The organism is Sphingobium sp. MP9-4 (assembly GCF_005281675.1).
GTDB lineage: Bacteria > Pseudomonadota > Alphaproteobacteria > Sphingomonadales > Sphingomonadaceae > Sphingobium > Sphingobium yanoikuyae.
In genome coordinates this window covers 66,252-84,143 of the sequence record NZ_LUFI01000031.1, presented here as the reverse complement: position 1 = coordinate 84,143, position 17,892 = coordinate 66,252, and the positions used below count along the sequence as shown (strand labels likewise).

The 17,892-nt window shown below is 65.9% G+C and carries 19 protein-coding genes, 1 tRNA gene and 1 riboswitch; of the genes, 13 read left to right on the top strand and 7 right to left on the bottom strand.

What is annotated here, in order from left to right:
* The coding region (locus A0U87_RS10390) for a TonB-dependent receptor (protein ID WP_137405513.1) at positions 1-1,177 on the top strand (1,177 nt) is incomplete at its 5' end.
* A gap of 55 nt (positions 1,178-1,232) precedes the next feature.
* The gene (locus tag A0U87_RS10385; RefSeq protein ID WP_053094321.1) at positions 1,233-1,457 is read left to right on the top strand and encodes a DUF1294 domain-containing protein; all 225 of its coding nucleotides are present in this window, start codon (positions 1,233-1,235) and stop codon (positions 1,455-1,457) included.
* A gap of 22 nt (positions 1,458-1,479) precedes the next feature.
* Here A0U87_RS10385 and A0U87_RS10380 read toward each other — a convergent pair.
* Positions 1,480-1,554: transfer RNA gene (locus A0U87_RS10380), tRNA-Thr, on the bottom strand.
* Positions 1,555-1,669: 115 nt separating this feature from the next.
* On the opposite strand from A0U87_RS10380, the gene A0U87_RS26180 reads away from it, so the two are divergent.
* Positions 1,670-1,810 carry a hypothetical protein gene (locus A0U87_RS26180; RefSeq protein ID WP_164488839.1) on the top strand — a complete coding sequence of 47 codons (141 nt, stop codon included), beginning with the start codon at positions 1,670-1,672 and terminating at the stop codon, positions 1,808-1,810.
* 6 nt (positions 1,811-1,816) lie between these two features.
* Here A0U87_RS26180 and A0U87_RS10375 read toward each other — a convergent pair whose 3' ends face one another.
* Positions 1,817-3,598, bottom strand: a complete 1,782-nt coding sequence (locus A0U87_RS10375; RefSeq protein WP_048936168.1) for an aminopeptidase P family protein — start codon at positions 3,596-3,598, stop codon at positions 1,817-1,819.
* Positions 3,599-3,708: 110 nt separating this feature from the next.
* On the opposite strand from A0U87_RS10375, the gene A0U87_RS10370 reads away from it, so the two are divergent.
* A complete protein-coding gene (locus A0U87_RS10370; protein WP_137405512.1) occupies positions 3,709-5,781 on the top strand; it encodes a S9 family peptidase in 2,073 nt (690 codons plus the stop codon).
* Positions 5,781-6,179 (top strand): acyl-CoA thioesterase, encoded by a 399-nt coding sequence (locus A0U87_RS10365; RefSeq protein WP_137405511.1) that lies wholly within the window; start codon positions 5,781-5,783, stop codon positions 6,177-6,179. The genes A0U87_RS10370 and A0U87_RS10365 overlap by 1 nt, the downstream gene beginning before the upstream one ends.
* 12 nt (positions 6,180-6,191) lie before the next feature.
* On the opposite strand, the gene A0U87_RS10360 is transcribed toward A0U87_RS10365, so the two are convergent.
* Positions 6,192-7,052, bottom strand: a complete 861-nt coding sequence (locus tag A0U87_RS10360; protein WP_048936170.1) for an ABC transporter substrate-binding protein — start codon at positions 7,050-7,052, stop codon at positions 6,192-6,194.
* Positions 7,053-7,118: 66 nt separating this feature from the next.
* A riboswitch (cobalamin riboswitch) is annotated at positions 7,119-7,312 on the top strand.
* A 136-nt stretch (positions 7,313-7,448) separates the two neighbouring features.
* Between A0U87_RS10360 and A0U87_RS10355 the strand changes: the two genes are divergently transcribed.
* From A0U87_RS10355 to cobU, 8 genes are read left to right on the top strand one after another with little or no spacing between them, the layout of a single operon-like run.
* Positions 7,449-9,404 (top strand): TonB-dependent receptor, encoded by a 1,956-nt coding sequence (locus tag A0U87_RS10355; protein WP_137405510.1) that lies wholly within the window; start codon positions 7,449-7,451, stop codon positions 9,402-9,404.
* Complete coding sequence (locus A0U87_RS10350) at positions 9,404-9,811, top strand: DUF1636 domain-containing protein (protein ID WP_137405509.1); 408 nt, start codon at positions 9,404-9,406, stop codon at positions 9,809-9,811. Before A0U87_RS10355 ends, A0U87_RS10350 begins: the two co-directional genes overlap by 1 nt.
* Positions 9,808-10,821: a nicotinate-nucleotide--dimethylbenzimidazole phosphoribosyltransferase gene (gene cobT, locus A0U87_RS10345; protein WP_048936173.1), complete on the top strand. Its 1,014-nt coding sequence runs from the start codon at positions 9,808-9,810 to the stop codon at positions 10,819-10,821. Before A0U87_RS10350 ends, cobT begins: the two co-directional genes overlap by 4 nt.
* Positions 10,818-11,387, top strand: coding sequence for a histidine phosphatase family protein (locus tag A0U87_RS10340; protein WP_004209730.1), 570 nt, complete (start codon positions 10,818-10,820; stop codon positions 11,385-11,387). Before cobT ends, A0U87_RS10340 begins: the two co-directional genes overlap by 4 nt.
* Positions 11,384-12,103 carry an adenosylcobinamide-GDP ribazoletransferase gene (locus A0U87_RS10335; RefSeq protein WP_048936174.1) on the top strand — a complete coding sequence of 240 codons (720 nt, stop codon included), beginning with the start codon at positions 11,384-11,386 and terminating at the stop codon, positions 12,101-12,103. Before A0U87_RS10340 ends, A0U87_RS10335 begins: the two co-directional genes overlap by 4 nt.
* Positions 12,100-13,083 (top strand): threonine-phosphate decarboxylase CobD, encoded by a 984-nt coding sequence (gene cobD / locus A0U87_RS10330; RefSeq protein WP_048936175.1) that lies wholly within the window; start codon positions 12,100-12,102, stop codon positions 13,081-13,083. Before A0U87_RS10335 ends, cobD begins: the two co-directional genes overlap by 4 nt.
* Positions 13,076-14,029: an adenosylcobinamide-phosphate synthase CbiB gene (gene cbiB, locus A0U87_RS10325; RefSeq protein ID WP_048936176.1), complete on the top strand. Its 954-nt coding sequence runs from the start codon at positions 13,076-13,078 to the stop codon at positions 14,027-14,029. The genes cobD and cbiB overlap by 8 nt, the downstream gene beginning before the upstream one ends.
* Entirely contained in the window at positions 14,026-14,532 is a 507-nt protein-coding gene (gene cobU / locus A0U87_RS10320) for a bifunctional adenosylcobinamide kinase/adenosylcobinamide-phosphate guanylyltransferase (protein ID WP_048936177.1), read from the top strand. The genes cbiB and cobU overlap by 4 nt, the downstream gene beginning before the upstream one ends.
* A gap of 28 nt (positions 14,533-14,560) precedes the next feature.
* On the opposite strand, the gene dapD is transcribed toward cobU, so the two are convergent.
* The 4 genes from dapD to A0U87_RS10300 form a co-directional block, all read right to left on the bottom strand.
* A complete protein-coding gene (gene dapD, locus A0U87_RS10315; RefSeq protein WP_048936178.1) occupies positions 14,561-15,400 on the bottom strand; it encodes a 2,3,4,5-tetrahydropyridine-2,6-dicarboxylate N-succinyltransferase in 840 nt (279 codons plus the stop codon).
* Complete coding sequence (locus A0U87_RS10310) at positions 15,397-16,068, bottom strand: pyrimidine 5'-nucleotidase (protein WP_048936179.1); 672 nt, start codon at positions 16,066-16,068, stop codon at positions 15,397-15,399. Before A0U87_RS10310 ends, dapD begins: the two co-directional genes overlap by 4 nt.
* A 64-nt stretch (positions 16,069-16,132) precedes the next feature.
* Positions 16,133-17,011 (bottom strand): TIGR00730 family Rossman fold protein, encoded by an 879-nt coding sequence (locus tag A0U87_RS10305; protein WP_004209740.1) that lies wholly within the window; start codon positions 17,009-17,011, stop codon positions 16,133-16,135.
* Positions 17,012-17,087: 76 nt separating this feature from the next.
* Positions 17,088-17,786, bottom strand: coding sequence for an extensin family protein (locus tag A0U87_RS10300; protein WP_048936180.1), 699 nt, complete (start codon positions 17,784-17,786; stop codon positions 17,088-17,090).
* Between the last annotated feature and the right edge of the window lie 106 nt (positions 17,787-17,892).

The following is a 17,892-nucleotide window of genomic DNA, read 5'->3' as shown; positions in this document are numbered from 1 at the left end:
CTGGCAGGTTGATGCGCTCGCCTATCTCCAGGCGCGCAACTTCTCGAACATCGTCATCTCCTCCACCAGCTTCCGCAAGTCGCTCGACCAGCGCAACACGCCATCGACCGGGATCGGCGGCAAGATCGAGCTGCGCCCGCCGGTGGGCGCGGATCATGTGCTGCGCATCGGCGTGGATACCCGCTTTGCCACCGGCGACATGTTTGAGGATGCCTATAATGCGGGCCTCGCCAGCAACCCGCTGACAGCGCGCCGCCATGCCGGTGGCGACCAGATCACCAGCGGCATCTTTGCCGAGGATGACTGGACGATTGGCAATCTTGTCCTGACCGGCGGGGTGCGGGCGGATCGCTGGTCGATCCGCAACGGCTTCTACAAGGCGGTCAATGCGGCGGGCGCGGTGACGCAGGACAGCAGCTATGCCAATCGGTCCGACTGGGAGTTTTCCGGTCGGGCCGGCGCGCTCTACCATCTCAGCGATGCGGTAGCGCTGCGCGGGGCGGCCTATAGCGGCTTCCGTTTGCCGACGCTTAACGAGCTGTATCGACCCTTCGTCGTCTTCCCGATCACCACCCAGGCCAATGCGGCACTCAAGCCAGAGAAGCTCAAGGGCGTGGAAGGGGGCATCGACCTGACCCCGGCGCCGGGCGTGCAGCTCTCCGCCACGCTCTTCTACAACCGGCTCGACGATGCGATCGCCAATGTCACCATCGACAGTGTCACCCGCCAGCGGCAGAATGTGAACGCGATCGTGGCCAAGGGCGTGGAACTGACCGCCAGCGCGCAACTGCCGGCCGATTTCTCGCTGCTCGCTTCCTATGCCTATAGCCGCTCCAAGGTCGATGCGCCGGGCATGGCGTTCGACGGCTTCGCCCCGGCGCAGGTGCCGCGCCATTCCGCCAGTGCGACGCTGGCCTGGGCACCGAAGGCCGGGCCCGAGCTGTCGGTGACGCTGCGCTACACGGCCAAGCAATATGAGGATGACCTGCAGAGCGATGTGCTGCCCGATGCGCTGACGCTCGACGCCCTCGCCCGACTGCCGATCGGCCATGGCATCAGCCTGATCGCGCGTGGGGAAAATCTGTTCGACGAGGATGTCGTCACCCGCAATGCCGGCGGATCGATCGACCTGGGCACACCCAGGACGCTCTGGATCGGCGTCACCGTGCGCGGTTGAGCCGATTCCCGCCGCGCAGTTCCTCGCCTTCGCCTGGTTGCTGCTGGCGAACCTGATGGCCTTCATGCTGTTCGGGTTCGACAAGCGCCGGGCCGTGCGGGGGATGGCGCGAATCCGCGAGCGGACCTTGCTGCTCTGGGCGCTTGCAGGCGGGGTGCCGGGTGCATTTGCCGCGCGCCACCTCTTTCGTCACAAGACGCGCAAACAGCCTTTCACCCGGTGGCTATGGCTGATCGCCGCGGCGCAGGGGCTGGTCCTCGCCGGATGGGCGATGATCTGATTTTTCATTTGTCGGGGAGAAATGGTGCTGCCGGCGAGGATTGAACTCGCGACCTCAGCCTTACCAAGGATGCGCTCTACCACTGAGCTACGGCAGCACTCTATTTCGTCTCCGTCGCGCCGTGCGCTTCGGAGGTCGCGCCTATGGCCGCCCCATTGCCTCCTGTCAAGGCGGGTTGCGGCAGATAATGCATTTTGCTTATGCGCTTCGTCATGAGCGAGACCCCGGACGAAAAGAAAGCAAGGCTGGCGCAGGCGCTGCGCGACAATCTGCGGCGGCGCAAGGCCCAGAGCCGCGATGTGGCGCGGGAAGGGGCTGAACCCACCCCCGCGCCGGAACCGTCGAAAGACTGATTCGCGTTACAGGGCCGCGCAGGCCGCCTGGAGCCAGGCCAGCGCTTCGCCGTCGAGCTGCGGGCCGACCACGGCCAGCACCTGCGCATGATAGGCGTCGACCCAGGCGCGCTCGCCCGCGTCCAGCAGATCGGTGGCGATGGCGTTGCGGTCGATCGGCGCGAAGGTCAGGGTTTCGAAACCCAACATCGGCTTTTCGCCGCCGGCGATCGCCCGTTCCTCGACCAGCACCAGATTCTCGATCCGGATGCCATATTCGCCGGTCTTGTAATAGCCCGGCTCGTTCGAGAGGATCATGCCCGCCACCAGCGGCTCGTCGCCGCCGCCGAAGGTCGCGATCCGTTGCGGCCCTTCATGCACCGACAGGAAGCTGCCAACGCCGTGGCCGGTGCCATGGGCATAATCCAGACCCTGCGCCCAGAGATACTGGCGCGCCAGCACGTCGAGCTGGCCGCCGCGCGTGCCGACCGGGAAGACGGCGCGGGCCAGCGCGATATGCCCCTTCAGCACCAGGGTGAAGCGCTGCTTCATCTCTTCGCTAGGGCTGCCGATGGCGATGGTGCGGGTGACGTCGGTGGTGCCGTCGCGATACTGGCCACCCGAATCGACCAGGTAAAAGCTGCCGGTCTCGATCGGCCGGTTGGTCTTTTCCTCGACGCGATAATGGACGACCGCGCCATTGGGACCGGCGCCGCTGATCGTGTCGAAGGACAGATCCTCCAGCAGGCCGGTATCCTTGCGGAATGCCTCCAGCCGGTCCGAGGCGGAGAGTTCGGTCAGGCCGCCCTTGGGCGCTTCGACCGCGATCCAGTGGAGGAAACGGCTCAAGGCGGCGCCATCGCGCTCCTGCGCGGCCTTGTGGCCGGCAATCTCGGTGTCGTTCTTGATCGCCTTGGGCAGCACGGCCGGATCGCGCAGGCTGAGTATCTGGGCGCCGCCGGCGTCGAGCGCCTCGAAGATGGCGGCAACGGCCCGCTCGGGATCGGCGACGACGGTCTTGCCCTTGAGGTCGGCAAGCGCATCGGCAAAGGCGGCGCGGTCATGGATGCGCACGGCGTTGCCCAGATGCTTGGAGACCGCCTCGTCCATCTTTTCCGGCGCGACATAGAGGTCGGCGGTCGCATCGGCATGGACGATGGCATAGGCCAGCGCGACCGGGGTGCGCTCGACATCCTTGCCGCGGATGTTGAAGGCCCAGGCGATCGAATCGAGCGCGGAGAGGACGGCGGCGTCCGCCTTCTTCGACACCAGCCAGTCGGCGATGTCGGCGCGCTTCTCGGCTGCATTCTTGCCGGCATAGCGATCCTCATGGACCACCAGCTTGGCGTCGCTGGGCGCCGGGCGATCGGGCCAGACGGCATCGACCGGATTGGTGTCGACCGCAACCAGCTCCGCGCCCTTGTGGGCCAGCGCTTCGGTGGCCTGCTTCACCCAGGCGCGGGTGTGCAGCCAGGAATCATAGCCGATGCGCGCGCCTTCGATCGCATGATCCTTCAACCAGGCGGCGATCGAGGTCTGCGGCACGCTTTCATATTGCCAATGGGCGCCGTCCACCTGCTCGCGCACCTGCAGCGTGTAGCGACCGTCGACGAAGATCGCGGCCTCCTCCGGCAGGACCACGGCGCTGCCGGCCGAACCCTGAAAACCGGTCAGCCAGGCGAGCCGCTGGGCATAGGCGCCGACATATTCGCTCATATGCTCGTCGGTCAGGGGGACCACGAAACCATCGAGCTTCTGGCGTACCAGCTGGGCGCGCAGGGCCTTCAGGCGATCTTCATAACTGGACATCGAACTTCCCTTGGATCATTCCGGCCTCTTGCGTTGGCCATAATGCCGACAACATAGAGGGGCCGGCGCGCTTATTCCAGCGCAGCCCCCGTCTGGACCATGGATAGTTAATGACCGATCAAATGCAGCCGCCCCTGTCCCCGCCGATCGCCGAACGTCGCCCGCACAGTTTCGCGCATCATGGCATCACGGTGGACGATCCTTACGCATGGCTGCGCGACCCCGGCTATCCCGACGTCAAGGACAAGGATGTGCTGGCCTATCTGGAGGCCGAAAACGCTTGGTTCGAGGGCGCGATGGCGCCGCACAAGCCCCTGCTCGACACGCTGTTCCACGAGATGAAGGGGCGCATCAAGGAAGATGACCAGTCGGTTCCGCAAAAGGATGGCGACTATATCTACTGGCGCGCCTTCGAGACCGGGGCGCAATATCGCAAATGGTATCGCAAGCCCGCAGCAGGCGGTGACGACCAGCTGATCCTGGACGAACCGGCGCTGGCGCAGGGCCATGACTATTTTCGTCTCGGCGCCATGTCGGTCAGCCCGGACGGCCGCTATCTGGCCTATGCCATCGACACCAATGGCTCCGAACGGTTCGAGGCGCGGATCAAGGATCTCTTTTCGGGTGAAATCCTGCCCGAAGTCATTCCCGACACATTGTCGTCGCTGGTGTGGACCAGCGATTCAAAGGGGCTGCTCTACGGCCTCGCCAATGAAAATTGGCGGACCGACAATGCGCGGCTGCACAGGCTGGGCCAGAGCGTCGATAGCGATGTCGAGCTGTTCCATGAGGATGATGAGGGCTTCCGCGTCTCGATCGGCCTCACCTCATCGGAAAAATGGATCGTCATCGCGACCGGCGACCATGTCACCAGCGAAGCCTGGCTGATCCCGGCCGACAATCCGACCGCGACGCCGCTGCTCGTCTCCGCGCGCAAGGCCGGCCGCGAATATGATGTCGATGAGCATGAGGGCACGCTCTATATCAAGACCAACGACACCCATCCCAATTTCCGGCTGGTGAAGGCATCGCTCGACGCGCCCGACCAGTGGGAGGAAGTGATCGGCGCCGACGCCCATTTCTACCTGACCGATTTCACCCTATTCAAGACCTTCTACGTCACCGAAGGGCGGCAGGACGGGCTCGACCAGATCGAGCTGCGCGATTATGCGACCCATGCGGCAAAGCGCATTCCGTTCCCGGAAGCCAGCTATTCGGCGAGTCTCGACGACAATCCCGAATATGAGGTGACGAAGCTGCGCATCGGCTATGAATCGATGGTCACGCCCGACACCATCTATGATTATCATCTGGCAACGGGTGAGTTGGAGATACTCAAGGTCCAGGAAATTCCCTCGGGCTATGACGCCAGCCGCTATGCCACCGAGCGGCTGATGATCCCGGCGCGCGACGGCACGCAGATTCCGGTGTCGATCGTCTATCCCGCCGACTTCCCCCGTGACGGCAGCGCGCCGCTGCACCTTTATGGCTATGGCGCCTATGGTCTGGCGATGGAGCCGGGTTTCTCGACCAGCCGCCTGTCGCTGCTCGATCGCGGCTTTGCCTTTGCCATCGCCCATATTCGCGGCGGCGACGATATGGGCCAGCAATGGTATCTGGATGGCAAGCTCGACAAGCGCACCAACACCTTCACCGATTTCGTCGATGTCGCGAAGGGGCTGATCGATCTTGGCTATTCGGCCAAGGGCAGGATCAGCATTTCGGGCGGATCGGCCGGCGGCGAGCTGATGGGCGCGGTCATCAACTCCGATCCCGACCTGTGGGGCGCGGTGGTGGCGCATGTGCCGTTTGTCGATGTGCTCAACACCATGCTGGACGAGACGCTGCCACTGACGCCGGGCGAATGGCCCGAATGGGGCAATCCGATCGAGGATGAGGCCGCATTCCGCACCATCCAGTCCTATGACCCCTACACCCATGTCAGCGCGCAACATTATCCGCCGCTGATGGTTACCGCCGGGCTGAACGACCCGCGCGTTACCTATTGGGAGCCGGCCAAATGGGTCGCGAAGCTGCGCGCGACCAAGACCGACAGCAATATCCTGCTGCTCAAGACCAATATGGGCGCGGGACATGGTGGCAAGTCCGGGCGGTTCGAGAGCCTGCACGAGACCGCCGAGGAATTTGCGTTCATCCTGTGGCAGCTGGGAGTGGAAGGCTGATGGCGTCGAGCTTCACCAAGCAATTCACCGCAAGGCCCGAGCATATCGATGTGCTGGGCCATGTGAACAACGCGGTGTGGGTGCAGTGGATGGAGCAATTGTCGGTCGAACATTGGATGACCCATGCCGATCCGGCCCATGTCGACGCCTATATCTGGGTCGTGACCCGGCATGAGGTCGATTATCGCGGTAACGTGACCGAGGGCGATGTCGTGTCGGGCCGCACCTGGATTCCGGAAGGACCGCGCGGCGCGCGGTTCGACCGGCTGATCGAGTTCACCGGGCCGGACGGCAAGGTGAAGGTGTCTGCCAAATCCACCTGGGCGATGATCGACAAGGAGAGCGGCCGATTGATGCGGGTGCCGGCCGAAGTCGCCGCAAACTTCATCGAGGGCTGAGCCGGCCCAGCTTCAGCGGGCGCTGACGGCTTGGGAGAGGGCGCGTGCCGCCTGCACATAGGCAGGACCACCGCACACGGTCCAGGCCTGGGGCAGGCTGATGCGCGCTATGTCGCGTAGCACCGGATGGTGCAGCATTTCGGTGCCCTGGTCGGTGATCCGGTCGGTGGCGCTCTCGACGATCAGATAATCGGGCCGGGCGGCGACCATCTCCTCCAGGCTGACCTGCGCGATCGCCGGCTTGCCAAGGTCGGCGGCCAGGTTGCGCAGCCCTGCCCGCGTCATCAGGTCGTCGACCAACGTGCCGGTGCCGGTCATGTAGCCGCGCCGCTGATAATAGGCGGCGACCTTCGGCTTCGGCGCACGGGGCAGGGCGGCAAGCTCCCGGTCCATCCGCGCGATCATCGCTTCGCCCCGGTCGGCATGGCCGATCGCCTGCGCCACCGTGCGGATCGACGCGACGATATCGGCATAGCTGTCCGCGCTTTTCAGGTCGACGGCGGGATAATGCTGGGCCTTGAGGATCGCGATCGCCGGATTGCGCCGCGCCGGCATGCCGATCACCAAGTCTGGATTGGTCGCCAAAATCTGCTCGGCCGATCCGTCGAGGATGGGCAGGCCGCGGGTCGCGGCAGCCACCGCCGACATCTGCCGATCGCCGGCATTATGGGTCAGGCCGGCAATCTGGTCGCGATCGGCCAGCGCCACCAGCAACTGGTCGGCGCACAGGTTGAGCGACACGATCCGTTGCGGACGTTTGCCTGCATTGGCAGGCTGGCGCGCGGTGGCCGCCCATAATGTGGCACCGCCGATCAGGGCGATCATCAGGGCGATCATCCCCTTGCCGGGGCCGATGGGCGCAAATATCCGCATGGCCACCTCCCTTAGCCGGCGCGCTCCGCCAGGCAAGGAAGATTGACGCTCCAGTCGGGCTCGCCTATCGCCCGGACTGCGACAGGTTCCCCGGCAGCGGGGATGAAAAGGGAATGGGGTTCAAGACCCCGGCTGCCCCTGCAACTGTGAGCGGCGAGCCTTTGTGCCATATGCCATTGGGACCGCAAGGTTCTGAGAAGGCGGCATGAATCAGCGATGACCCGCGAGCCAGGAGACCTGCCCGTCGCGGTCGTCCTTCGCGCGGACAGGGTGTGCCGAGCGGACGGGGGTGAACCCGCGTGGCGACAGGTGGACCGCATAGGTGCGGGGACCATGTCGCGCCCGGCCGGGCACCGATATCGTCCCTGGGATGCGGTCCCTCGTCCGGGGGCTCATGTGTTCAAATATCTGACTTTCTGTTCTTTCCTTCTCTCCACCACCGCTTTCGCCGAAGAGGCGCAGCAGGCGCCACCGCCCGATGCCGCCGCCGATGCCGGGGCATCCTCGATCCTCGTCACCGCGACCCGCCTCGCCACGCCGGCCGATCAGGTGCCGGCCTCCGTCACCGTGCTCGACAAGGCGGCGATCGACCGGGCGCAGGATCTGGGCGTCACCGAATTGCTGCTGCGCACGCCCGGCGTCAGCATCTCGCGCAATGGCGGCTATGGCACGGCGACGTCGCTGCGCATCCGCGGCGCGGAATCCGACCAGACCGTGGTCGTGATCGACGGGGTGAAGCTCAACGATCCGTCCTCGGCCGGCGGCGGCTATAATTTCGCCAATCTGCTGGTCGGCGACGCCTCGCGCATAGAAGTGCTGCGCGGTCCCCAGTCGACCCTGTGGGGCAGTCAGGCAATCGGTGGCGTCGTCAATGTCGTCACCGCCATGCCCGAAAAGGCGCTGGAGGGGAGCTTCGACATAGAGGCGGGGTCGCGCGACACGGTCAGCGCCCGCGCGGCATTGGGCGGCAAGACCGGCCCGGTCAGTTGGAGGATCGGTGGCCAGAGCTTCACCACCGACGGCATTTCGGCGATCAGCCCGGCCTTTGGCGGCAAGGAGAAGGACGGCTATACCAACCGCAGCGTCACCGGCCGGGTCGAGGTGGCGCTGGCGGACGGAATCAGCGCGGACCTGCGCGGCTATTATTCCGATGGCCATGTCGATTTCGACGCGACCAGCGCGGACAGCCCCGCCTATGGCACCAATCGCGAATTTGTCGGCTATGCCGGCCTTAACGTCGCACTGCTCGACGGCCGCTTCCGCAACCGTTTCGGCTATGGCTATACCGACACCGATCGCGACAATTATGACCCGCGCAACCCGCGCAAGCAGAGCTTCGACGCCGCCGGGCGCAACCAGCGGCTCGAATATCAGGGCAGCTTCGCGATCGCCGACGGCTGGACCGCGCTGTTCGGGATGGAGAATGAGAATAGCCGCTTCCGCAGCGTGTCGCCTTCGGCCTCGCTTTCGGTGCCGATTCCCGACCCGGCCCGCGGCAAGGCGGAGATCACCAGCGTCTATGGCCAGCTTAATGCCCAGCCGATTACGGGCCTGACCCTGACTGGCGGGCTGCGCTATGACGATCATGATCGCTATGGCGGCCGTACCCTCTTTTCCGCCGGGGGCGTCTGGGCGCTGCCGACCGGGACGGTGCTGCGCGCCAGCTATGGCGAGGGGTTCAAGGCGCCGACCCTCTATCAGCTCTTTTCCGAATATGGGAATCAGGCGCTCGACCCCGAACGCGCCCATGGCTGGGAAGCGGGCGCGGAGCAGCGCTTCCTTGGCGAGAAGCTGCGGCTGGGCGCGACCTGGTTCGACCGGACCACGACCGACCAGATCATCTATAATAGCTGTTCCACCAGCTCGACCGATCCGCGCTGCTTCACGCCCGGCACCACCACCCGCCGCTATGGCTATTATCTCAATGTCGCGCGCGCCAAGGCGCATGGGATAGAGGCGCAGGTGGCGGTCGAGCCGGTCAAGGGGCTGACCATTGACGGCAATTATAGCTGGACCGTGGCGGAGGATCGTTCGGAGGACACTGCGAACGAAGGCAATTGGCTGCCGCGCCGGCCGCGCAACAGCGCCAATGGGTCGATCAGCTATGCCTGGCCCTTCGGCCTCACCACCGGCGCGGCGGTGCGCTGGTCCGGCCACAGCTATGACAATGCGGCCAACACGACGCGGCTGGACGATTATACGCTGGTCGACCTGCGCGCCGAATATGCGTTCACCCCGGCGTTGCGCCTGTTCGCCCGCGTCGAGAATCTCTTCGACGAGAACTACATGACGGCCTATCGCTATGGCACGCTCGGCCGCAGCATCTATGCCGGCTTCCGGGGGCGCTTCTGATGCTGCGTCCCGTCGAACCCGGCCCCGCCATCCTCGCCTGCAATACCTGCCGTCATTCGGCCGAAGCGCGGGAGGACGGGGAGGGCGTGCGCGGCGGGGCACGGCTGGCGGAGGCGCTGCGCACGGTGCAGGCCTCCGACCCGCGCTATGCCACCGTCGCGGTGCAGGACATGCCCTGCCTGTTCGCCTGCCAGGATCATTGCACCGTCCATCTGCGCGCGCCCGGCAAGGTCGGCTATGTCATGGGGCGGTTCACCCCGGATGCCGATGCGGCACGCGCGATCCTCGATTACGCCATTGCCTATGCCGCCAGCGATCATGGCCGCGTCGCCTTTCGTGAGTGGCCCGAAGGCGTGAAGGGCCATTTCATCACCCGTACCCCGCCGGAAGGATTTGTCGTCGAATGAGCTTCGCCTCGATCACCGATTTTGAGAATGCCCTGGCCAACCTGCCACCGGCCGAGGAACTGGCGAGCGCGGCGGCACGCGCGCGGCAGGCCGAGCTGACCAAGCCATTGGGGGCGCTCGGCCGGCTGGAGGATGTCGCGATCTTCATGGCAAGCTGGCAGGGGCGCGCGGTGCCGCGCCTGGAACGGGCGCGTGCCGCGATCTTTGCCGGCAATCATGGCTTCACCGTCCATGGCGTCAGCGCCTATCCCGCCGCCGTGACCGCGCAGATGGTCGCCAATTTCGCCGCCGGCGGCGCGGCGATTAACGCGCTGGCCGGTGTGGCCGGGCTGGAACTGGCGGTGCGATCGATCGATCTGGACCGGCCAACGGCGGACTTCACCATCGCCCCGGCCATGACCGAGGAGGAGTGCCTGACCGCGCTGTCGATCGGCGCGGCGGCGGCCGAAGAGGATCTGGACCTGCTGGTCGTGGGCGAGATGGGGATCGGCAATTCGACCGCCGCAGCAGCCCTGAGCGCCCGCAGCTTCGGCGGAAAGGTCAGTGACTGGGTTGGTCCCGGTACGGGCGTCGATGGCGAGGGGATTGCGCGCAAGATCGCGACGATCGATCGCGCGCTCGCCTTCCATGCCGATGCGCCGGACAGAGCCTTTGAAACACTGCGCCGGCTGGGCGGGCGCGAACTGGCGGCGATTGCCGGCGCGGTGCTGCGCGCCCGCCAGCTGGGCGTGCCGGTGCTGCTCGACGGTTTCATCAGTTGCGCCGCGATCGCGCCGCTGGTGGCGCAGGTGCCGGTCTTTGCCGACCATTGCCTGGCCGGCCATTGCTCGGCCGAGCCGGGCCATGGCCTGCTGCTGGAGCGGATGGGCCTTGAACCGCTGCTGAGCCTCGACATGCGATTGGGCGAAGGCAGCGGCGCGGCGGTGGCGGCCAATATTGTCCGTGCGGCCGTAGCCGCGCATAGCGGCATGGCGACCTTTGCCGAGGCGGCGGTGTCGACCGCGACATGATGGGCATGCCGCTCCACCTGCTGCGGCATGGCGCGCCCGAGACGCCCGGCCTGTTGCTGGGGCGGACCGACAGCGTGCCGACGCGCGCGGGCATCGATGCCTGCCTGGCGCAGGCGGAGGGGCTGGAGATCGAGATGATCGTGACGTCCGACCTGCAGCGCGCCCGGCAGGCGGCGACCGCGATCGGCGAGCGCGCCGGCTTGCCGGTATGGGTCGATCCGCGCTGGCGGGAACTGGATTTCGGCATCTGGGATGGTCTGGCCCCGGCCGATGTCGATCCCGAGGCGCTCGCCCGTTTCTGGCAGGATCCCGATGGCTTCGCGCCGCCGGGCAGCGAGGGCTGGACGGCATTGCTGGGGCGGATCGCCGATGCTGTCGAGGATCTGCCGCGCGTGCCCACATTGGTGCTGACCCATGGCGGGGCGATGCGCGCGGCGCTGGCCCATCTGTGCGGGTTCAGCGTGCAGCAGAGCTGGAGCTTCGGCCTGCCCTATGCCGCCTTGCTGTCGCTGGAACGCTGGACCGGTGAACCGCCGCTCGCCCGCATCACGGGCCTGCGCCCATGAAGGGGCTGGTCCTTGCCATCCAGTTTCTGACCCGCCTGCCGATGCCGAAGGTGACAGCGAACGAGACACACTTCGCACGGTCGATCCGATGGTTTCCGGCGGTCGGCGCGATTGTCGGTCTATCTGTCATGTTCGCTGTCAATCTTGGCGTTCGCATCGATCCCTGGGTCGGGGCGCTGGCCGGGCTGCTCTGCTGGGTCGGCGTGACCGGGGCGCTGCATCTCGATGGGCTCGGCGACATCGCCGACGCGTGCGGCGCGGTGCATAAGGGGCACGACCGGCTGCTGGCGGTGCTGGCCGACCCGCATGTCGGCAGTTTCGGCGTGGTGGCGATTGGCCTGCAACTGATCGCCAAGCTGCTGCTGCTCCATGCGCTGGTCGAGCGGGGCATGATGTTGCCGCTGCTGCTCATTCCCTTTGCCGCGCGGATCGGGCCGTTGCTGTGGGCGCGCATGATGCCGCCCCTGCATGCCGGGCTGGGCGCGCGTTTTGCCGATGCCGTCAAAACGATCCACATCGCCCTGTGGATAAGTCTGTTGATAATCGCCGCCTGGTGGCTGCCAGCCCTGCTCGCAGCGCCACTGCTGATGCTGGTCTGGGGCCTGTGGCTGAGGCGCAGGCTGGGCGGCATTTCCGGCGATGGCCATGGCGCGGGCATTGAACTGGTTGAAAGCGGGCTGCTTTTCGTCGTCCTGATCGCGAGCGGCACAACATGACGACGCGCTGGACCTGGCATGGCGGCGGCGTGGCGGCGGCGAGCGCGCATTTCGGCGGCGCGCCCGAAAGCTGGCTGGACTTATCCACAGGCATCAATCCCCATGCCTGGCCCGGCGCTGCCGAGCAGGTGATCGACTGGCGCGCCTTGCCCGACGAGCAGGGGCTGCGCGCGCTCGAACAGGCGGCGGCCGACCATTTTGGCGTCGCGGCCGATCATGTCTGCGCACTGCCGGGGACGGAGGTTGGCCTGCGCCTCGTTGGCGCATTGCTTGACGGTTCGGTCCGCCATGCCAGCCCGGCCTATCGCACCCATGGCGCGATGGTGTCCGGCGCCGCGCCGGTCGATCTCGACCGTCTGGACGAGGCCGATGGGCAGACGCTGATCCTTGCCAATCCCAATAATCCCGACGGGCGCATCCATGGCGTGGCCGATCTGCTGGCCCTGCTCGACCGGCGCGGGTCGGATGGCTGGCTGGTGGTGGATGAGGCCTTTGCCGATGGCCATCCGGATATCAGCTTGGCGCCCTTCGTGGCCGACGATCGCCCCCTCATGCTGCTGCGGTCCTTCGGCAAGTTTTTCGGGCTTGCCGGCCTGCGCCTCGGTTTTCTGGTGGCGCCGCGCGCGATCGTTGCGCGGGTGCGGGACAGGCTGGGTGCCTGGCCGGTGTCGGCCGCCGCCATTGCCGTCGGCACGGCCGGCTATCGCGATAGAGCTTGGATAGAAGCGATGCGCGACCAGCTCCAGCGGGAGGCGCGGGCGCTCGACGCGCTACTGTTGCGCTGCGGTTATCAGCCGATCGGCCAAAGCCCGCTCTTCCGCCTGATCGAAACGCCCCATGCCATGGCGCTTTTTGAGCGACTGGCGGGGCAGGCGATTTTGACCCGGCCCTTCGATAGTCAGCCGCATTGGCTGCGCATCGGCCTGCCGGCCGACGCGATGGGCCTGACCCGACTGGAACGGGCGCTGCGTCGTGGCTGATCCGGTTGCGTTGCTGGCGCTCGCGCTCGATGCAGCGGTCGGCTGGCCAGCGGCACTCTATCGCCGGGTCGGCCATCCGGTCGGCAGCTTTGCGCGGCTCATCGATCATTGTGCCGCGCGCTGGAATGATCCGGCGCGTAGCGCTCTCGCCCGGAAAATGGGCGGGATTGCAACGTTGTTGCTTTTGCTGTCGGTGGCGGGCGGTGGCGGATGGCTGGTCCAGTATCTGCTCCGCTTCTGGCTGCCCGAACCATGGAGTTGGCTGCTGATCGGCCTGCTGGCCTATCCGGCGCTGGCGCTGCGCAGCCTCTATAGCCATGTCCGCGCCGTCCATCGCGCGCTGGCGGCCAATGATCTGTCGGCCGCGCGCGAGGCGGTCGGCATGATCGTCGGCCGCGATACGCAATCGCTCGATGAAAGCGGCGTGACCCGCGCCGCGATCGAGAGCCTGGCGGAAAGCTTCTGCGACGGCGTCGTCGCACCCTTCTTCTGGCTGCTGTTGCTGGGCCTGCCCGGTGTGTGGGCCTATAAGGCGGTCAACACGGCCGACAGCATGATCGGCCATCGTGAGGCACCCTGGGGGCCGTTCGGCTGGGCGGCGGCGCGCACCGATGACCTCATGAACCTGATCCCGGCGCGGTTGGCCGGTTGCCTGCTCTGTCTGGCCGGGGGTGGCGGCTGGCGGGTGATGTGGCGCGATGCGCGCAACCATGCCTCACCAAATGCCGGCTGGCCCGAAGCGGCGATGGCGGGCGCGCTCGACCTGCGGCTGGCCGGACCGATCCGCTATGATGGCGTGCGCCATGACAAGCCCTGGGTCGGCAGCGGGCGGATGGAGGCCGATCCTCTCGACCTGCGGTGGGCGCTCGCCATTTATGTTCAGGCCTGCCTGCTGCTCTGGCTGGTGGCCGGGCTGCAGGCGCTGTTTGCGGGAGACATGATATGACAAGCAGCCTGCTGGTGCTGGGCGGCGCGCGATCGGGCAAGAGCCGCCATGCCCAGGCGGCGGCCGAAGCGCTGCCCGGCGCGCACGTCTTCATCGCCACGGCCGAGATTTGGGACGCGGAAATGGCTGACCGGATCGCCCGGCACCGGGCCGATCGCGGGCCGGAATGGGAAACGGTCGAGGCGCCGATCGACCTGCCCGGCGCGATCGCGGCGGCGCGGGGCAAGGCCGTGCTGGTCGACTGCCTGACCTTGTGGGCCAGCAACCTGCTGCTGGCGGATCGGGATGGGGAGGCGGCGGCCGACGCGCTCTGTGCCGCGATCCTGGCCCATGACGGGGCGATCATCCTGGTCGCCAATGAAGTGGGGCTGGGCATCGTGCCCGACAATGCGCTGGCGCGGCGCTTTCGCGATCTGGCCGGCACGTTGAACCAGCGGGTCGCGGCGGTGGCGGATCGGGTCGTTTTCGTTGCGGCGGGCCTGCCGCTAGCCCTGAAGGGGTGAAGGGGCGGCGGACCGCCCCCTCGCTCGATTAGTCGCGCAGCAGTTCGTTGATGCCGGTCTTCGACCGGGTCTGCGCGTCGACGCGCTTGACGATCACGGCGCAATAGAGGCTGGGGCCGGGCGTGCCGTCGGGCAGCGGCTTGCCGGGCAGCGAGCCGGGGACGACGACCGAGTAGGGCGGCACTTCGCCGATGAAGACTTCGCCGGTGGCGCGATCGACGATCTTGGTCGACATGCCGATGAACACGCCCATCGACAGCACAGACCCCTTGCCGATGCGCACGCCCTCGACCACTTCCGAACGGGCGCCGATGAAGCAGTCATCCTCGATGATGACCGGGTCGGCCTGCAGCGGTTCCAGCACGCCGCCAATGCCCACGCCGCCCGATAGATGGACATTCTTGCCGATCTGGGCGCAGCTGCCGACCGTCACCCAGGTGTCGACCATCGTGCCTTCATCGACGAAGGCGCCGATGTTGACGAAGCTGGGCATCAGGATGACATTCTTGGCGATGTGCGATCCGGCGCGGGCGAAGCTGCCCGGCACGGCGCGGAAACCGGCGGCGCGGAAGGCGGCCTCGTCCCAGCCGGCGAACTTGCTGGGCACCTTGTCCCACCAGTGGCCGGCGCCCGGACCATTGTCGATCATGACATTGTCGTTGAGGCGGAAGGAGAGCAGCACGGCCTTCTTCGCCCACTGGTTGACCTGCCAGCCGGCTTCGGTCGGCTCGGCGACGCGCAGTTCGCCCTTGTCGAGCAGGGCCAGCGCCTTGTCGACTGCCTGCCGGACGTCGCCCTGGGTCGACAGGTTGATGTTGGCCCGGTCCTCCCAGGCGGCGTCGATGATCGCGATCAGGTCTTGGCTCATGGTCTTTCCCCAAAAATATCCGCCAGGAACGGCGTCAGATGGTCGGTTTCATAATCGATGAAATCGGGATGATGGTCGTGATTGCCCGCTTCCGACCCGTTATTGACCCAGATGGTGGTCATGCCGATCGCCTTGGCGGGCTTCAGATTACGGGCCATGTCCTCGAAGAAGGCAGCGCGGGTCGGGTCGACGGCGTGGACGCTGCACAGCTCGGCATAGCCTGACGGATCGGGCTTGGGCACATAGCGGCAGGCATGGATGTCGTGGATCAGCTCGAACGCGCCGGCGAGGCCCAGTCGGTCGAGCACGCGGCCCGCATAGGTGGCGTCGCCATTGGTGAAGATCAGGCGGCGGCCGGGCAGGGCGGCGATATGGGCGTTGAGATCGGCATCGACCGCCAGCCGCTCCATCGATATGTCATGGACATAGTCGAGAAATTCGCGCGGCTCGATGCCATGATGGTGCATCAGTCCCGACAGGGTTGTGCCATGTTCCAGAAAATAGCGTTTCTGGACGATCCGCGCCTCGGCCGGGTCGCAGCCCAGCAGGCCCTGGATATATTCGCCCATCTTCACGTCGATCAGCGCGAACAGGTTCGCCTTCGCCGGATAGAGCGTATTGTCCAGATCGAAGATCCAGGTGTCGACATGGGCCAGGTCCGCGCGCATGGCCGGGCCCTAATCCCCGCCGGGGATTAGGGCAAGGGCGCAAAGGCCCCATGGATCGGACGCATCAGCCGCAGCCGGGCGCTTCGCTGTCGTGATAGAAGTCCTGCACCGCGGCCCAGGCATCCTCGGCCGTCTCGACCCAGGTCAGCAGGTTGAGGTCATTGTGCGAAATCACGCCCTCATCGGCCAGCGCCTCGAAATCGACGACCTTGTTCCAGAAATCCTTGCCGAACAGCAGGATCGGGATCGGCTTCATCTTGCCGGTCTGGATCAGGGTCAGCAGCTCGAACATCTCGTCGAACGTGCCGAAGCCGCCGGGGAAGACCGCGAGCGCGCGGGCGCGCAGCAGGAAATGCATCTTGCGCAGCGCGAAATAGTGAAACTGGAAGCTCAGCTCCGGCGTGACGAACAGGTTGGGCGCCTGTTCATGCGGCAGGACGATGTTCATGCCGATCGTGGTCTGGCCGACATCGACTGCGCCGCGATTGGCCGCTTCCATGATCGAGGGACCGCCGCCCGAGCAGACGACGAAATGACGGCAACCGGCGGCGTTCACCGGATATTGCGCCGCGATCCGCGCCAGCTTGCGCGCTTCCTCATAATAGCGGGCCTTCTTGCCCAGATTTTCGGCAATCTTCTTCTGTTCGGGCGTGGTGGCCGCGTCGATGCGCGCCTGGACCTGATCGGGTTCGGGAATTCGGGCGGAGCCGTAAAAGACGAAGGTGGATTCGATCCGCGCCTCGTCCATCAGCAGCTGGGGTTTGAGCAATTCGAGCTGGAAGCGCACCGGGCGCAGATCCTCGCGCAGCAGGAACTCATTGTCCTGGAAGGCGAGCTTGTAGGCGGCGCTGCTGGTCTGGGGGGTTTCGATCGCCTTCCTGGCGTCGTCCGCTTCCTGGCGTGCGGGGCGGAATTTGCGTTCTTCAATTTCTTTCTTGGTCATTCCCAACAAGCTAGGCGCGGCAGGTGACAATGCCAAGACCGTTAGCGGGAAAATCCGCCAAGTTGGCTATTTCGGCTTAGCGGCAAAAGCCGCCGCGGCCACCCATGTCGAAATGGAAATGGTCATGATGGGCGGCGTTATAGTCGGGCGACAGCACCGTGTTGAACCGCTTGCAGGCGCTGGCATGGACCACTTCCAGAAACTGGCGGGTGCGCTTGTCACCATTCCAGTCCTTCTCGACGCTGATCCGCCGCCCGTCGCTCAGGACGAAGGCGGATACGTCGATCGCATTGCTGTGGGCATGTTCACTAAGCTTGCCGCTGCCCGCGATCGGCCGGCAATTATAGGTGCCGAATGTCTCGATCTTCTCGATCTCCGCGCCCAGGATCAGCCGGGCGGCGGGCTGCACGGCATAGCGCGACCAGGCCGCGAAATTGGCGGCTAGGTTGCAGGTCATGGCGCCCAGGCCTGAGGTCGGCACACCGATGTCGAGCAACTTGACGCTACCGATCGCGCTGCATCCGCCGCCGAAATTCTGGTCGGGCAGGGGGGTGAAGGCGACCGACTGGGATTGCAGCTTGGCGAAACATTGCCGGGTTTCGAGTGGCGGCGGCGCGGGCGGGGTGGCCGGGCGCGCGCTCTTCACCGGCTTGGATGCACGCGCGACTCGACCTTTGGGCACCAGGTCGCCGCTGCAGGCGGCCAGCATGCTCGCCATCGTCGCGGCCAGGGCCGCGCTGCGCCATACCGAATTTTTCGTCGCCCGCTCTACCATCAATCCCGCATTTACCACGGCTTTCCGAGCTGATGGGTTAACGGCGCTGTCATTTCGTCGCATTTTGCTGCGGCTTGACTTTTTTTCCGAAATCTTTAGGGCGGCC

Excerpts from the sequence above, each read along its gene's own strand:
- cobU (WP_048936177.1), top strand. The coding sequence starts at position 14,026 with ATGACAAGCAGCCTGCTGGTGCTGGGCGGCGCGCGATCGGGCAAGAGC.
- A0U87_RS10300 (WP_048936180.1), bottom strand. The coding sequence starts at position 17,786 with ATGGTAGAGCGGGCGACGAAAAATTCGGTATGGCGCAGCGCGGCCCTG.
- A0U87_RS10310 (WP_048936179.1), bottom strand. The coding sequence starts at position 16,068 with ATGCGCGCGGACCTGGCCCATGTCGACACCTGGATCTTCGATCTGGAC.
- dapD (WP_048936178.1), bottom strand. The coding sequence starts at position 15,400 with ATGAGCCAAGACCTGATCGCGATCATCGACGCCGCCTGGGAGGACCGG.
- A0U87_RS10365 (WP_137405511.1), top strand. The coding sequence starts at position 5,781 with ATGGCGTCGAGCTTCACCAAGCAATTCACCGCAAGGCCCGAGCATATC.
- A0U87_RS10375 (WP_048936168.1), bottom strand. The coding sequence starts at position 3,598 with ATGTCCAGTTATGAAGATCGCCTGAAGGCCCTGCGCGCCCAGCTGGTA.
- A0U87_RS10305 (WP_004209740.1), bottom strand. The coding sequence starts at position 17,011 with ATGACCAAGAAAGAAATTGAAGAACGCAAATTCCGCCCCGCACGCCAG.
- cobD (WP_048936175.1), top strand. The coding sequence starts at position 12,100 with ATGACGACGCGCTGGACCTGGCATGGCGGCGGCGTGGCGGCGGCGAGC.
- cobT (WP_048936173.1), top strand. The coding sequence starts at position 9,808 with ATGAGCTTCGCCTCGATCACCGATTTTGAGAATGCCCTGGCCAACCTG.
- A0U87_RS10360 (WP_048936170.1), bottom strand. The coding sequence starts at position 7,052 with ATGCGGATATTTGCGCCCATCGGCCCCGGCAAGGGGATGATCGCCCTG.
- A0U87_RS10350 (WP_137405509.1), top strand. The coding sequence starts at position 9,404 with ATGCTGCGTCCCGTCGAACCCGGCCCCGCCATCCTCGCCTGCAATACC.
- A0U87_RS10370 (WP_137405512.1), top strand. The coding sequence starts at position 3,709 with ATGACCGATCAAATGCAGCCGCCCCTGTCCCCGCCGATCGCCGAACGT.
- A0U87_RS10385 (WP_053094321.1), top strand. The coding sequence starts at position 1,233 with ATGGCCTTCATGCTGTTCGGGTTCGACAAGCGCCGGGCCGTGCGGGGG.
- A0U87_RS26180 (WP_164488839.1), top strand. The coding sequence starts at position 1,670 with ATGAGCGAGACCCCGGACGAAAAGAAAGCAAGGCTGGCGCAGGCGCTG.
- A0U87_RS10335 (WP_048936174.1), top strand. The coding sequence starts at position 11,384 with ATGAAGGGGCTGGTCCTTGCCATCCAGTTTCTGACCCGCCTGCCGATG.
- A0U87_RS10340 (WP_004209730.1), top strand. The coding sequence starts at position 10,818 with ATGATGGGCATGCCGCTCCACCTGCTGCGGCATGGCGCGCCCGAGACG.